Raw genomic sequence first — 16,632 nt, 5'->3', positions numbered from 1 at the left:
GGCTTTTCCCTCAATGGGGATTTTTATGCACAATAGCCCGGCGGCTACTTATCTATCTGTCAAGTTATTAAAGCAGGAATAGGATTTGAAGCAATTACAGAACAACATCTATTACTTATTTAAAAATTTATAATCATGACTACAACAACTAAAGTTATTCTGGGCCTGGTAGGCGCCGCTGCTGTAGGCGCTGCTGTGGGAATGTTATTAGCACCGGAAAAAGGAAGTGATCTTAGAAGAAACATTAAAGATCAGGCTGGTAAATGGGGCGATCAATTGACCGACATGTGGAAAAACGGTAAAAGAACTGCTGAAAAAGCATCTTCCCGGATTCAAACTGAAATGTAAGACATTTCCGGTTTTCATACCGAAACCATATCCAAGCAGGCTTTCCGCCTGCTTTTTTTATTACATAAAGAGCTTGCAGTAAAAAAGCCCCGACGTTACCGCCAGGGCTCTATATGGCTTATAATACATGATCAGGATCATTGTTTCAGCAGCTTGGTCATTACGGTCTTATTGCCCTGCCAGGTTATTACAGTGTATATGCCCGGCCGCCAGTGCGCACCTACCGTAACCGTTGCATTATTGCTGATATTATACAACGAGGTTACGCGCTTTCCTGTTGAATCATAAATATGAAGGAAGATCGTATCGGTATTATTGCTGGTGATCTTTAACTGGAACGTGGTTTTTGACGGATTTGGATATGGCACTACCGTTAGTACACCCAGGTCAGGCTGCTTCATATCCAGCACCGTTACAGTTACGGTTTCGGTATCTGTTGCCCCTTTATCGTCGGTAACCGCCAATCTGAATACGTAAGTACCAGCCACCACATTGCGTAATTCGGTCGTTGCGGCATTTGGCGTTACCAAAGTAAAGGTTGCAGGACCACTTACTTTCGTCCATTTATACGAAATGATCTTACCATCAGGATCATAAGAGGCTGAACCATTTAATGAAATACTGGCTATTGGTAACTGAGCGCTGATATCGTTCCCCGGAATGGCTACCGGTGGCTGGTTACCGGGTGAGGCCGCTTCGTTCACTACCACAGTAACGTCATCGTTAGCAGTAGCGCCCTTATTATCAGTTACTGTCAATCTGAACACATAAGTGCCGGCAACCAGCCTGCTGATCACCGTGATAGCAGCGCCCGGACTACCGATCAGGAAAGAAGAAGGACCGCTGATCTTTGACCAGGCATATTTTGTAACAGAGCCGTCGGGGTCTTTTGAAGCAGACCCATTTAGGGTAACGCTGCTGGTTGGTAATGTAATAGCTACATCATTTCCGGCACTGGCTACTGGCGGTTTATTGGCCACTGTAGTGCTGTTATTCACTATCACATTCACTGTATCTTCTGCAGTAACGCCTTTGTTATCGGTAACTGTAAGTTTAAACACATAGGTACCGGCCACCAGGTTGGTGAGTGCGGTAGTTGCAGCGCCCGCATCGGCAATAGTGAATTGCGAAGGACCGCTTACCTTAGACCATGCATATTTTGTAATGGTACCGTCAGGATCTTTAGATGCACCGCCATTCAGCGTGGTGTTGTTCAATGGCAGGGTAATATTGATGTCGGCCCCTGCATTGGCAACAGGTCCCAGGTTGGCTGCATTTACCGTTACGGTAACATCATCAGTTGCTGTGCCGCCCTTGTCGTCGGTTACCTGTAACCTGAAAACATATACCCCGGCTGCCAGACCAGTGATGGTTGGTCTGTTCGATGCTCCGTTCCCTATGATAAATTGGGAGGGACCAGCCAGTTTCGTCCAGGCATACGTAACTATACTGCCATCGGTGTCCCTTGAAGCAGCACCGTCCAGCGTAACATAGTTTTGAGGAAGAGTAATGGTCATATCCGGACCTGCATTGGCGATGGGCGGCACGTTACCGGGGTTAGGTTGTGAACCAACGGGATCAGAGAAGAGTTGTCCCATAGGAACATACTCGAGCGGCAGGCTGGGGCTTTGCCACTTCAAGCCAATATTTGAACGATTATCTGTGTTAAAGTATTCCAGCTTGATATCATACTTCTGTCCAGCCAGTAAATTAATGGGCGGAGAGGTAAATACGCCGGGATATGGTTCGGTCCATCTGTCGATCACCAATTTGCCGTCAATATACAGCCTGATGCCTCCTCCTGCTTCTACGTGAAAAGTAAGCGGCTCTGAATAATGCGGCATCACTTTGCCCGTCCAGCGAATGGAGTAGCTGTTACTGGTGATCTTATAATGAACTCCTAATTTGTTCCAGTGGAAGAAATATATTGAAACATCTGTTCTGGTAAATGCCGGCTTCGATAAATTGGCATCATTAAAATATTCAGCTTTTAATCCGTTGCCATTTCCCCAAATGGTGGGTGCAAAGGGAGCAATATTGGTTTTACCGGTTTTGGTAAGTAAAAATGACTGGCCACTTACCGGCTGTACGCGCATGGTTTCGTTAGAACCTGCCAGGGGGCTGAGTAAGTAATCCACTGCACCGGTGAGAAAAGAAAGGGCGCCGCCGACAATCCCTTCTGTAACACATTGTATGATATCTACTTTCTTTACAGCTTGTGGCGACTGATTAATAATACCTGCCTTTCTATGCCCTCTGATAGTGCAATTCCTGATGAATATAGGCCATGATCCATCCAGCGGGCCTTCTTCCATGCGGATAGCATAGTCGAGCCCGGCAGCATCGATGATCAGGTTCTCGAACCGGATGCGATTACTGTTGGCTGAAGCTGCCTTGATCTGAATTTCGCTATTGTACACATGGCCGCCCCGATAAAAATAACAGTTTGAATAGGCGCCATGATAAATGCCCATTTGATTATTATAAAGTATAAAATCTTCAATAACGTGTACTTTTTCATTATTCTGCCAGGTTACCAATCCGCCGCAGCAATTGTGCGCCATGTTCCCTTTGAATTCCCAGGCGCTTTCAATCGTTCCTTCCTGCCAGAAATAACCGCCACCACTGCGGAAGTCACCGGTCATTCCTACAGCTACGTTATTATTACAAACATTGTCATCGCCTACGCCTAAGATGAAAGCCGTAACGGTGAATGTGGGTGCATCGTTGTTATCGATATCAGCTGCGTCGTGCAGGAATGATCCTCTTGCAACTATATTGTTGTTCCAGGTTATACCATGCGTTAGATCCATGACATCCCACCAGAAGGCGGTCTCCATGAAATTGTAAGCGACGTTGCCTTTCATGGTAATGCCATTCGATGAGTGAGGCACATAGCTATGGCTGCCTGTATCGCGGATCACACAGCCTTCTATCATCGATCCCACGCTGCCGTTACCACAGTGGTGAAAGTGAAGGCCGTACCTGCCTAATACAAACTCGGGCGTTGAATCACCTGTACGGTTCTTACGCGGTCCGATGTATCTTATTTGTATATTCTTAATGGTCTGTGGTACTGATGTACGAATGAAAATATGCGTTCTGCCTGTGGCAGTGCCTTCAATGCGCACATTCCTGGTTAGATTGATCACCTCGGCAGCCCACATATTATTCACTTGTGGGTGCGCCCGCAGTGTTCCTGCATTTAATGTAATGGATGAACCGGAAATGCTTCTGATGGTGCGATCTTCAAAGCCATTGGTATATGCGTTGCCAACAGCTGGCGACTCGGTGGGTGCAATGCTTATTTCATCACCAACCTGCCAGCCCGCAGGTGAACTGTTCAATGAAATGGAGCTAGCGCCTGCACTTATATGGCCGGCAGCACGTACGAATGCAGTTTTTGCAGCACCAACCAGGTCTAACAGACCTGAGCCCATAGCCCATAAACCAACATCGGTACCAACGACATCCATACCACCGCCAACAAACCTGCTTTCATCGATATTGATAAAACGCAACGTTTGTATAACACTGGCAGAAGAAGGACGCATGGTTAGCTTGCCTTCTACTACAACGTTACCTGAAGATTGAAGTGTTGTGCTCTTGCTGCTATCGAACTGTAATGTAGCGCCGCTGCTTATACTTACACCGGCATAGCTGGCTGTAGTTAGATCGAACGTAACTGTATGCCCTGATGAAATGAGAGGAGTGTCTGAAGTTCCGGGTAATTTGCCACCCCAGGTTGCTGGATCAGACCAATTGCCCGATTGCACAGTTGAGATTGTGCCAAAGAGCGCGAATGTTTGTCGCGGCGCACACTCAATCACATCGGCACGGATCTCTTTTTTCTTGGCACCTAGCTGCGAGGTTAAACAGACTCCGGTTGCAGTCATAGTCGCATCCCGGAGGAATTTCCTTCGAGTAGTGTTGATCATAGGGATATTTTTACGTTTTTCTTAAAGAGTAGTTTCACGATTAAACTAACAATTATGATGCCTGAAACAGGGTTGATTTAAAGAATCATAAAAAAATAGACTAAAGTCAAACACATCTTTTCTATTGAAATATGAAGTCAACTTTTAATCAATTCAATCTCTTCAAACCCTCTTCCATGTTAGTTTATACTATAAAACAACAGCCCCTTAAAAAAAGTGTGCGCTAAGAAAATAGAATTAAAAAAGCAGCAGTATTTCGTATATCTACGGGTGATTTATACTATTCATCTTATGAATATCACCCTATGAAAGGCTAGGTACTTATGCTTATAAAAATGTGGAAAACAGCTGGCTAACAGAAAATTACAGCGTTTCATCAATTGGCCGGGAACAGCAAAAATACGACGCAGGGAGTAATACAATGATGCAGAACGAGCAGCAGAAAAAGAAAAAGGCCGACGCTGCCAGATCATTCCTGACAGCGTCGGCCTTGCAATTAATTATATTGTAAGGAGAATAGCTGACGACGGTCACTAAAATTATTAATTGTAGCTTTTACAATTTAGTGTGACCCTTGTGTACGACGTGCAGCGTTGGCTATTTCATTATTTTTTCCAGGCGGTTAAAGATCTTGATGTAACCCCACACACAAATTTTGAACTTCCAGAAAGGGAACAGTCCGCTCACGTGAATGCGGCTAACAAAGAATTTATTTCGCACAGGCATTTTATCTACCCAGTTACTCACCCGGAAACCGAGCCGGATGCCCTGCTGCCTCAGCAATTCAAACATAGCCAGGCGCTTATCATCATTTTGCTGATTGTAAGCACCGAAAGTATAGGCATGGCATGGCTGCACCGGAATACCCAATTCCGCCAGGCGGTCCTTTGTTCTTTTGAGATCGGCTTCAATTTCCGGCAAACTCAATCTTGAATAACTATCATGGGCATAGGTATGTAATCCGAACTGAACCTGGTCCCTGCTCATTTCAATGGCTTCTTCAGCCAGCATGAATTCGCCCATGGGATTGGGCATTACCTGTTTATCATCCGGTGCTTGAATAAAACCGGCCACCAGGAAAATGTTTGCCTTAATATTATATTCTTTTAAAAGTGGGTACAGGTTATTATAGTTATCTCTGTACCCATCGTCGAGCGTGATCATTACCGGCCGGGCAGGCAATGGCTTTTTCTGTTCAATATGCGCCAGCAGATCGCTGATGAAAATGGTTGTGTAGCCCTTTTTATTCAGGTAGTCGAAATGTTCTCGCAGCTGGCCCGTGGTAACGGTCAAAAAATCGGGCTTGCCGGTACCAATTTTATGGTAGTTCAATACCGGTAAGCCGCCAAAAGCCGATCCCATTTTAAAAAGTAAAAAGGCAATTATAACCACTGCCAGTAAACCTGCAATTAAATACACCATTATATATATATGTATGTCAATTAGCCGGATGCCCTTTCATGATCCGTTCAAAACGTTGAACGATCCTGATGAAACCCAGCAGCGTCATTTTAAATTTAAATAAAGAATAAGTGCCGCTTATTGTGGACCGGTTGAGCAGCAGCCGGTTGATGTTCCTCATGGGCATTTTGTTCAGCCTGTCACCCGTTTTAAATGCATATCGCACCCCATGCTTTTTTAGAATGCCAAACATGGCTTTTTGCTTCACCGGGTCATTTTTCAAATAAACGGCAAAGGAATACGCAAAACATGGCTGATAAGGAATTCCCAGGTCGTCGAGCCGTTTTTTCGAAACGCGCATGTCTTCATCGATCTCCTCCAGCGTCATTCTATCGTATCGCCGGTGATACATGGTATGTAAACCAAATTGAATATGATCCTTGCAAACGGTTTTGGCCTCTTCCAGCGTCATAAACTCTCCTTCGGCCCTTGGGCCCAGGTTATCGGGTGTTTGCACAAAACCCGCAACGATAAAAATGTTGGCTTTGCAATTATACTCCTTCAATAAGGGATACAGATCGCTATAATTATCCCGGAAGCCGTCATCGAAGGTGATCATCAGCGGTTTTGGCGGTAATGGCGTTCCCTTCTCAATATAATCGATCATATCGCTGATGAAGATGGTGTTGTATCCCTTCCGGTTAATATATGCAAGCTGCTCGCGCATATTCTTATTGGAAACCGTTAAAAAATCCGGCGTCTTCGTACTGCTGACCTTATGATAAACCAGCACAGGCATTCCTTTGAAAAAGGGACCTGCATACAGGTACATAAGCATGAAGATAATGACCAGGAATATTACTGGTATTATTATATATACCATAACTGCTATTTATTAAATGATAAATATATGTAATGCGAAAGCGGGAAACTGGAACCGGCTGTTGTAAGGGATACTGTGGAAGTGAATAAGTGACAGGTGCGTAGCAGGCTGCCGGAAAAACAGGCAACAACCATGATAATACATTGCTCAGCGGGTTCTCTTCGATATATTATGATTGCTGCCTGCGTGGTTGGTGTTTCAATCGGCGGCCGTTGCTGTGAAGGCCTTATTAAGTTGTAAATCGAGTTTTTCGTACTGTGAGTTCTTGCTTTTGAATTCCGGGACCAACTCCTTCATCTTCTTAACGATGCCGTAATTATCCTCGAGCCGGCCCATGCTGATCAGATCTTCTATATCTCTTACTACTTTATGCGAACAGGGAATGATCTTAGCTATCTTGATCTTCTCGTGGTGGGTAGGCAGGGTTTTCTCCTCTGCATTCAGCAGCTCTTCATACAACTTCTCGCCAGGACGCAAGCCGGAATAAACGATCTTGATATCTTCATCGGGTGTTAAACCGGCCAGGCGTATCATCTTCAACGCCAGGTCTACGATCTTGACCGGTTTTCCCATATCGAAAACAAATATCTCTGCGCCTTTACCCATGATCGCTGCTTCCATTACCAGCTGTACCGCTTCGGGTATCGTCATAAAATAGCGGGTGATCTCAGGATGGGTAACAGTAACCGGACCGCCATTCTGGATCTGTTGCCGGAAGCGGGGGATCACAGAACCATTTGACCCCAGCACGTTTCCAAAACGGGTGGTGATGAACTTGGTCCTGGTATTTCCGTTCGCACCATTTTTATTATCGCTGTTGATCAGTCCCATAATGGTTTGATCGACCAGGTTGTCGGCTACACTGCTTAACGATTGAACATACATCTCTGCAATCCGTTTGGAAGTACCCATTACATTCGTTGGGTTCACCGCCTTATCGGTTGAGATCATCACAAACTTGTGCACGTTGTATAGTACAGAGAGATCGGCAATGATCTTTGTTCCCATTACGTTTGTAAGGATAGCTTCTGACGGGTGTTTTTCCATCATGGGCACATGCTTGTAAGCTGCAGCATGGAAAACGAAATGCGGACGGAACTCGCGGAATGGTATCTGCATCCGGTTGCGGTCGCGAATGTTGCCGATGAATATTTTGATATCAGCTTTAGGGAACTTCTCTTCTACTTCCAGTTGAATCTCATGCAGCGGCGACTCGGCCTGGTCGCACATGATGACCATTTCGGGGTTGAACGATAATACCTGGCGAACGATCTCTGATCCAATGGATCCGGCAGCGCCGGTGATGAGGATCCTTTTGCCGGTAAGTTCGCTTGAGATCTTTTCGTTATTTATAATAATTGGCTCGCGTTGCAACAGATCTTCGATGCGCAACTCCTGAATTTGCTTCAGGCTCAGTTTACCATAGATCCATTGATCGGAAGGAGGAACAGTAAGTACTTTAATACCGAATTGTAAACATCTGTCAATAACTACTTTTTTATCATTGTTATCAAGCTGCTCGTTCATCAGGATCAACTTGTCGATCTTCTTTTTTGCCTTCAGCAGGGACAGCTCCCTGAGATGGTATACTCTTTTTTGCTGAATGGTTACATTGGCCCTGTTCACATCGGTTTCCAGGAAACCGGCAATTACAAACTTATTGGTGATGCTCGATTCAATAGCCTGTTTTACCAGCATGGCGTCGGTATTGCTGCCATAGATCAATACATTCTCTTTTAAAACGATGGCGTTCTGTTTTACAAGATAATAGAACCCACGCACCATAGAGCGCAACATCATGTGCAGGGTGCAGCTGATAAAAAAGTTTATCAGCAATACGCCTGAAATGTTCAGGCTATTGATATGGTATTCGCGGTTCACTATAAATATTACCGCAAGCGGGTATAAAACGCCGGTGATCAATACTGCCAGGGATATCCGCATTACGTCATAGACATTTGAAAAGCGGAGCATGCCGGTGTGTATGCGCATAAAATAAAATACCGGTAGGGAGATGGCGCAGTACAGCAGAGTGTATACAAAAAAGTGACCGCGCATTATCTCGGAAAACTCAAATTGCTTTACGACGAAATAGGATAACGTAAAGGAGAAACCGGTGATCAGCAGATCGATTACTAATATAACCCATCTGGGTACTGGCCGGGCGAAAGAAAGAAACTGCTTCATGCTATTGACCAATATTTTTACAATGTGATTGTTCCGAACGTGGATTTTTCCAGGAATAAAATGGAATAACCATGAGCAAAAAGCAAAGGATGGTCACGGCGGAATGGATATTACGCAGGAAATATGGATCGGGGGTTACCTAATACACAGACAATGGATAATAAATAGCAGGAAGTTCAAAGGATTAACACTGAACCAACAACATATAAAGGGATTTACACAAGGATATTGATCGATCGAAGATTAAGCTAACATGTGGAAATGATGGATTTGAAAAGGAAGACATTTCAAAGGATAGATCGGATGCATAAGGACGTTAGAATCCTTGTTTTGCAGATATTTATTGGAAATTATCGGAAAGACTCACTTCAAGTTCAGATATGCAGGATATTCACAGGAACCAAAGACTGACTTAAATCAGGCGAAAGTTACAATGAAATTGGATCACCAGCAATATTTTTGATTGTTTTTTTCAGATTCACCACTTCCCTTATACGCAGAACCACCCTGTCCAATTCAACTTCTGTTAAATTGGAGCCGGAAGGCAAACACAATCCTTTATCGAACAAACGTTCACTTACACCATTACCATAATATAATGCATGGTGGAATACCGGCTGCAGATGCATCGGCTTCCACAACGGCCTGCATTCGATATTTTCATCGTGAAGAGCGTTCTGAATATCGGTTCTGGAAAACGCCGCACTGTTAACCAATATGGTCGTTAACCAGTGGTTCGAATAAAATTCTTTCCCCGGGTCGGCAATAAACTCAATGCCATGTATATCACCCAGGGCCTTTTTATAGTAATCGAAATTATACCGGCGTTGTGCGATCCGCTGGGGCAACACTTCCATTTGACCGCGGCCAATACCCGCGCTCACATTGCTCATACGGTAATTATAACCAATATGTGAATGCTGGTAATGCGGCGCATGATCGCGGGCCTGGGTTGCCAGAAAACGGGCCTGCTTCACATAATCAACGTTAGCAGATATAAGCGCACCACCACCTGAAGTCGTTATGATCTTGTTACCATTAAATGAAAGGATGCTGATATCACCGAAAGTACCTGCGGCCCGGCCTTTATAGGTGGAACCAAGGGCTTCAGCCGCATCTTCAATTACAGGGATCTCATACCGGCGTGCAATGGACATGATCTCATCCATCTTTGCCGGCATTCCATATAAATGCACTACAATGATCGCTTTCGGTTTTTTGCCATGTTTAATGCGATCCTGTATGGCCAGTTCAAGAAATTCGGGCGACATATTCCAGGTAGTTTCTTCACTGTCGACAAAAACAGGTGAAGCACCCTGGTATACGATGGGATTAGCTGAAGCAGAAAAGGTCATCGACTGGCAGATCACTTCATCACCGGCCTTAATGCCCAGGATCACCAATGCCAGATGTATTGCTGCAGTACCGGAGCTCAAAGCTGCCACATGTACATTATTTCCTAAAAATACTTCCAGGTCATGTTCCAGTCCGTTTACATTGGGTCCGAGGGGCGCTATCCAGTTTGTAGCAAAGGCTTCCTGAACATACCCCATCTCCTTTTCTCCCATATGGGGCGAGGACAACCAAATTTTCTCTTTCATTGAATGCGACTTATTTGAGCAAATTATAATGCTTTTGCAGACAATCCAAGTTCCTGAACAGAATAATGGATTATTAACCGCAACATAATGTTAAACCAGTTTTTGGGGTTCGTTCAGTTTTATTACTTTCCCCGGATTACCTACCACCACTGCATGATCAGGTATGTCACGAATGACCACCGTTCCGGCACCTATTGTTACCCACTTACCTATGCGAATATTCGGAATAACCGCGGCGCCTGCACCAATATGCGTTCCTTCCCCCACCCTTACGTTGCCTGCCAGCGCAGCGTTGGGCGAAATATGTACAAGATCTTCAATTGTGCAATCGTGATCGATGCAACAGTTTGTATTCAGTATGACATGCCTACCAATAGTGGCATTCGTATTCACCGTTACATTCGCCATCACTACGGTGCCTTCTCCTATGGTAGAACGCGGTGACATTACCGCGGCAGGATGAATGGCAGTAGTAAATGGCATGCCATGCAATTTTGTAGCAGCAATTGTTTTTCGGATCCCGTTATTGCCAATGGAAATGATAAATTGATCAGCGGCTGTACCTGCAGCCTGCTGCAACGTATTGAATACGGGATATTCCAGTAACGAGGTTACAAGCGGATTATCATCAATAAATCCAAAGGGGATCCGGCCCTGGGCTTCCAGTATTTCGCAGATCACTTTTCCGTGTCCGCTGGCGCCAAATAAAATAATTCGATCGGTGTGCGACATATATTTCTGGGCTCGAAGGAAGCAGGTCATGAACCTTCGTCAATACAGGGTTTAGGTATATAACGAAGGCACCAAACAGTCATGTTAAATACACACTTAATTTGGTGCCGCAAGATAGTAAATATGCAACTAATACCCGCTTTGTATTTATATTAATTATACATCACAATACAGCAGTGGCTGTGGTTCGGGCAATAGCTGAATTCAGCTCCTGCACAGCTTCAATAACAGCGTCGGTTACTGTTTTACAGTCCTCATTCGTCAACTGCGGATAAATGGGGAGAGAGATTTCGTTGCTGTATAGTTCATATGCCGCCGGATAATCTTTTATCTGATATCCCGCCTCCCTGAAAACGGTAAGCATAGGCAATGGGGTAAAATGCACGTTCACGGCAACAGACCGGCCGGCAATACCTTCAATGATCCGGTTCCGTTCTAACTCATTAATATACTTAATGCGCAACGGGTACAAATGGTACGAAGAAATGCAGCCTGCCTCGTGGTACGGCGGACAAACAGCCCAGTCGTATTGCGACAACACCTTCGTATAATGATCGAACACTCTTTTTCTTTCGATCAGCAACTGGTTCTCATATTTTCTTAACTGCGCCAGCGCAATGGCTGCCAGCACATCGGGCATGTTCATTTTAAAGCCGGGATAAATAACATCATATTGCCAGGCGCCGGCTTTGGTTTTTGTAAAGGCATCTTTTGTTTGGCCGTTCAGGCTCCACAGCCGAAGCGTGGCATACACTTCCCCATTATCGAAAGGAGCAGGCAGGTTGAGGGCTATAATGCCGCCTTCCGCTGATGTAATATTCTTAACCGCATGTAATGAAAAAACGGTTACATCGGCACATGAACCTATCGGCCTGTTCTTATAGGTGGCGCCCAGGGCATGAGCAGCATCGTCCATGATCATAATCCTTCCCAGCTGGCGCTGTGCAGCAGACGAAGGCCGAAACTTCTTTTTAACTTTTTCGTCTTTCACAATGCTGTATATGCCATCAAAATCGCAAGGCCAGCCCGCAAAATCAACGGCAATAATGGCTTTTGTTCTTTCCGTAATTGCTTCTTTTATTTTCTGGCAGTCAATATTAAAATCCCTGCCCACATCTACCATTACCGGTTTGGCGCCTACATGCATTACAGCCAGCGCAGTAGCACAATATGTATAGGCCGGAACGATCACTTCATCACCTTCGGTAACACCATACCAATGCAGCATAAGTATCATACCTGATGTTGCTGAATTTACCGCAAGTGCATGCTCAACATGGCAAAACAAAGCCGTTTCCTTTTCAAGCTGTCTGGTTGCAGGACCAGTAGTAAGCCATCCGCTTTGTAAAATGCCAGTAACTTCTTTAATGATATCCTCATCAATATAAGGTGGTGAAAAACGAATCATAATAGATCAAAAATTTTAATTTCCTTCAAATTTTGCAATGGTAACGTGCCCTTGCTGACTAATTCCTTCACGTTTAACTACCTTCATGATCGTAAAAAATATTATTTTACAATCCAGCATAAGGCCCACGTTATCGACATACCATACATCAAAATCAAACTTTTGTTTCCAGCTAATTGCATTACGGCCATTTACCTGCGCCCAGCCGGTGATACCGGGCCGCATTTCATGTCGTCTTTTTTGTATGTCATTATATAAAGGTAAATACTCAACCAATAACGGACGTGGGCCAATGAGGCTCATCTCGCCTTTAATGACGTTGATCAATTGCGGAATTTCATCAAGTGATGTTCTTCTGATGAAGCCGCCAACAGCGGTTAACCGTTCGGCATCTGGCAACAAATTTCCGGCTGCATCTTTTTTATCGTTCATGGTCTTGAACTTCACCAGTTTGAATATGCGCCCGTTTTTGCCGGGCCGCGGCTGAACGAAAAAGGGCTTGCCCTCATTTGCAAAAAACAATAATATGGTAACCACTAAAATTAAAGGTAACAGTAAACAAAAAGCAGCCAGGCCTACAATAAGGTCAATAAACCGTTTCAAAAAATTACGATACAATTGCATGAGCTTTTAACTGGTCGTGATATTCTTTTAATAACAATTCCCAAAGATATTTTTGTTCGTAGCGGTCAACGATCATCTTTCTCGCGTTCTTCTGCAAAGTTAAATACAAAGCCGTATTGGTCAACAACCGCTCCATGGCCTTTTGCAGTTCAGCTGCATTCTTTGCGGGAATGATCAAACCGTTCTTCCCATCCTCAATGATCTCATTACAACCATTGATATCCGTTACGATCGAGGGCAAATTAAAACAGCCGGCCTGCATGGGCACATTGGGAAACCCTTCCCGGTACGAAGGGAAAGCCAATGCCTGGCTGATCATTAAAAAAGGCCTGATATCCTGTTGAAATCCGGCATGTATAATGGACTGATCTGTTTCGATGATCTTGTTGGTAGCCGGCGTTAGCGGATCGAGCTCAGGTTCATACGGACCCACCAGTAATAATTTAATATCCGGATGTTTTTGTTTCAGGGCACTGAACGCTTCTACGAGCTCTTCAATACCTTTGTCTTTCACCAGCCTGCCCACAAATACAAACACAAAGTTTTTATCTGTGAACCCGTATTTCTTTTTCAGGTCCGCCGCTGCTTTTTGCAATTCTTCGCCCGGCTGAAAGAACCGGGTGTTGATCCCGTTGCTGCTGCCATTTCCAAGCACTTTCATCTTTTTTTCCTTGCAGAACCTGTTCTGCAAAATAAAACCGGCCAGGTGTTTCGAATTCGGATAAACATTTGTTGCACAGCTATAGGTAAGCCGTTCTACAAAATTGAGCACTTTTCTTTTCACGCCTGTGTTTTCCATCAATGGTAACCCGGCAACGGTATGCATGCGAACAGGTACGCCTGCCATACGCCCGGCTATCATACCCAGTAATCCGGCTTTGGGTGTGTGGGTATGCACAATAGCCGGTTTTTCTTTTTTCAGCAACCGGTATAATTTCCATAGTGCTTTTACATCCTGCACCGGAGTAATGGCCCGCGTCATGGTAACCGGCGCTGTTCTTACGCCTTCGCGAACACCCACCTGCTCCAGTATTTTGTCAGGTGATGAAACCGCGAGTACTTCAAAATGGTCAGACATATACCGCAACTGATCTTTCAGCAGCACACTTAACGATACAGGCACGGTAGTAATGCGGATAAGCTTATGTGATGATTTCATATTGTACATTTTGTGCAGCTCAGGCACGCTATTGAGAATGTGGATCTTACTACAACAGTAAATTCTTAATAAAGAAAAAATATTGCATTTTATTTTACAATGTGCGGCCAATTGTTTTTATTGGCACCGCAAACAATTACATGCACTCACATAGTTTCAATTATTTATAATTTACCAACCATGCAAATACGACCTGCTACACCCCAGGACAAACCCGCGATGATAGCTTTATTGAAAAAATCCCTGGGCGAAGGACTTATCCCTAAATCAGAAGCCTTGTGGACCTGGAAACATGAGCAGAATCCCTTTGGCGCTTCGTTTGTGCTGCTGGCCGAAGAGAACAATACGATCATCGGTTTGCGGGCATTTATGCAATGGCAATGGAAATGGAAAGGCAATTTGTACAAAGCCATTCGCGCTGTTGACACGGCCACCCACCCCGACCACCAGGGAAAAGGCATTTTCAAAAAACTGACGCTTCAACAATTGGAACTATGTAAACAACAGGGCATTCACTTCGTATTCAATACCCCTAATGATCAAAGCCGTCCCGGCTACTTAAAAATGGGCTGGGTTCAGCAGGGCAGAATGCCCTTAAAATTCAAAGTAACCAACCCCATAGCCCTGGCCTGGGCCGTTGCATTCAAAAAAGGCAAAGCGGGTTCAACTGCAGAAGATCCTACGCCTGTTCAACAGTGGGATCCGGCGGTATTTAAACTGATGGACCGCTACACGAACACCGATAACGATCAATTACAAACCGTGCTTTCTACTGAGTACATCCGCTGGCGTTATGCCGACAACCCGCTGTTCAGGTATAATTATTTTACCGACTTTGAAAACTTCCTCCTCATTGGCCGCATCAAATCGCATTCATTTACCAGAGAGCTGCGGCTGGTAGACTGCATGTTATTCAACAACGCGTCATCCGACAGGCATATCAACTCCCGGATAAGCAGGACCATACTACCGTACTGCAAAAAGAATAAAATTCAGGTCATTTCATTTTCAGGACAGCAGTACCAATTAAACAGATCTGCTCTTAGCTGGATGGGTATCATCCCTGTTCAAAACCGGGGCCCCATTGTAACGGTAAGAGATCTCAATATGAGTGAGCAATTCTCTTCCTTATTAAACATTAACAACTGGGGCTATTCACTGGGCGACATGGAACTCTTCTAAGGTAGCTTGCCCACTTACCTGTCAGGTTCGCAAAAACCAGCTGTTTTACAACCGCGATGGCGAACCTTACAGGTCATCCCTTCATTTATAATAAGACAGGATCATTGCAAGATCATTGCAAGATCATTGCAGGTTGCTTTACAGCTTTGTCTTCTTTTTTTCCACACAAATAGGTATCGTACTCACCCATATTCCAGCTCGTCATACCATATTTCTCTTTACACCGCTTATATTCCTTCAACAGCACTTCAAGGCTCTTTAAGTTCTGTTCGGGATAATCGCCGAAGTTCTCGGGATGCCACCATAAATGATATACTTCTTTACGCTGTGCAGCAATGCGGATCTCCTGGCAGGACCTGCGCAATCTCATTTTATTGGCCAGCTCCGACTTTGGGGTCCATGGCCGCAAGAACCGGCTGGCAGGTAACTGCAGCGGCTCACCAGGTATCACTTTGATATCATTTAAGGGATAGGAAGTTCTTACCCCACCTACCTGGATATATGCATCTGCGGTACGGAATGCCCTGCGCAATAAACCGGCGCCTCCATCGGTAACCGGCGACCAAAACCATCCTGACGGATTTGACCGAACGGTCTTGATACCATTGTCATAACAAACCTTCAGGTAATCGGGATTGAACTGATTGCGCGGAAACACCAATGAACGCATAGACGAATTAAACTTCTTCGCTGCTTTAACCACCGCTTTCAGATCGGCATCAAAAGCCATTTTTTCGCGTTGCTGTTCCAGGCAATAATAGTGGCTGAAGGTATGCGTAGCCAGCTCCTGCCCAGGATACTCCAGGATCATGGCCACTTCTTCCGGCGCAAAATGCGCCCAACGGTACTGCGCTGGCATGCCATGCTGCCGCACCCATTTATAGGCTGAATAATGTTCCTGTTCAAAGTCGGGCTCAATGGAAGGCGCAAATGTTTCCCACTCCTGCTGGTTGCCGGCAAACAGGCTTCCTACCGTGGCCCAGGTTACGTGCACATCATATTTAGCAAATAGTTCCAGCATCTGCGGAACGATGCGTAATGTATTTTTATAACAGGCCTCCCGTGCCTGCCTATCTCTTTTATCAAATACACCCCAGTGTAATTCAAAATCAAGCGATATAGTGAAAATACCTTGCATAAAAAATGAAAATTAGGTCTCTGTTATTTGG

The 16,632-nt window shown here is 44.8% G+C and carries 12 protein-coding genes; 2 read left to right on the top strand and 10 right to left on the bottom strand.

From position 1 onward, the window contains the following. The first annotated feature begins 135 nt into the window (after window positions 1–135). Window positions 136–348 (top strand): YtxH domain-containing protein, encoded by a 213-nt coding sequence (locus tag JUB15_RS10790; RefSeq protein WP_207512472.1) that lies wholly within the window; start codon window positions 136–138, stop codon window positions 346–348. A 137-nt stretch (window positions 349–485) separates the two neighbouring features. Here JUB15_RS10790 and JUB15_RS10785 read toward each other — a convergent pair whose 3' ends face one another. The 9 genes from JUB15_RS10785 to JUB15_RS10745 form a co-directional block, all read right to left on the bottom strand. Then, the gene (locus JUB15_RS10785) at window positions 486–4,286 is read right to left on the bottom strand and encodes a PKD domain-containing protein (protein WP_207512471.1); all 3,801 of its coding nucleotides are present in this window, start codon (window positions 4,284–4,286) and stop codon (window positions 486–488) included. Between the two features lie 597 nt (window positions 4,287–4,883). Continuing rightward, entirely contained in the window at window positions 4,884–5,708 is an 825-nt protein-coding gene (locus tag JUB15_RS10780; RefSeq protein WP_207512470.1) for a polysaccharide deacetylase family protein, read from the bottom strand. Window positions 5,709–5,724: 16 nt separating this feature from the next. After that, window positions 5,725–6,570, bottom strand: coding sequence for a polysaccharide deacetylase family protein (locus JUB15_RS10775; protein WP_207512469.1), 846 nt, complete (start codon window positions 6,568–6,570; stop codon window positions 5,725–5,727). A 198-nt stretch (window positions 6,571–6,768) separates the two neighbouring features. Further along, complete coding sequence (locus JUB15_RS10770) at window positions 6,769–8,757, bottom strand: polysaccharide biosynthesis protein (protein WP_207512468.1); 1,989 nt, start codon at window positions 8,755–8,757, stop codon at window positions 6,769–6,771. A 428-nt stretch (window positions 8,758–9,185) separates the two neighbouring features. Further along, a complete protein-coding gene (locus JUB15_RS10765) occupies window positions 9,186–10,358 on the bottom strand; it encodes a DegT/DnrJ/EryC1/StrS family aminotransferase (RefSeq protein ID WP_207512467.1) in 1,173 nt (390 codons plus the stop codon). Window positions 10,359–10,448: 90 nt separating this feature from the next. After that, on the bottom strand, window positions 10,449–11,090 hold the full coding sequence (locus JUB15_RS10760) for an acetyltransferase (protein WP_207512466.1): 642 nt from the start codon (window positions 11,088–11,090) through the stop codon (window positions 10,449–10,451). Between the two features lie 163 nt (window positions 11,091–11,253). After that, window positions 11,254–12,498, bottom strand: a complete 1,245-nt coding sequence (locus tag JUB15_RS10755; protein WP_207512465.1) for a DegT/DnrJ/EryC1/StrS family aminotransferase — start codon at window positions 12,496–12,498, stop codon at window positions 11,254–11,256. Between the two features lie 15 nt (window positions 12,499–12,513). Then, a complete protein-coding gene (locus JUB15_RS10750) occupies window positions 12,514–13,101 on the bottom strand; it encodes a sugar transferase (protein ID WP_305068221.1) in 588 nt (195 codons plus the stop codon). Between the two features lie 4 nt (window positions 13,102–13,105). Next, entirely contained in the window at window positions 13,106–14,281 is a 1,176-nt protein-coding gene (locus JUB15_RS10745) for a glycosyltransferase family 4 protein (RefSeq protein ID WP_207512464.1), read from the bottom strand. A 180-nt stretch (window positions 14,282–14,461) separates the two neighbouring features. Between JUB15_RS10745 and JUB15_RS10740 the strand changes: the two genes are divergently transcribed. Continuing rightward, the gene (locus JUB15_RS10740; protein ID WP_207512463.1) at window positions 14,462–15,463 is read left to right on the top strand and encodes a GNAT family N-acetyltransferase; all 1,002 of its coding nucleotides are present in this window, start codon (window positions 14,462–14,464) and stop codon (window positions 15,461–15,463) included. A gap of 112 nt (window positions 15,464–15,575) precedes the next feature. Here JUB15_RS10740 and JUB15_RS10735 read toward each other — a convergent pair whose 3' ends face one another. Next, window positions 15,576–16,601, bottom strand: a complete 1,026-nt coding sequence (locus tag JUB15_RS10735; protein WP_207512462.1) for a polysaccharide deacetylase family protein — start codon at window positions 16,599–16,601, stop codon at window positions 15,576–15,578. Window positions 16,602–16,632 lie beyond the last annotated feature (31 nt).

Source organism: Longitalea luteola (genome assembly GCF_017356035.1).
GTDB classification, from domain to species: Bacteria; Bacteroidota; Bacteroidia; order Chitinophagales; family Chitinophagaceae; genus Niastella; species Niastella luteola.
This window is presented reverse-complemented; position numbering and strand designations above follow the sequence as displayed.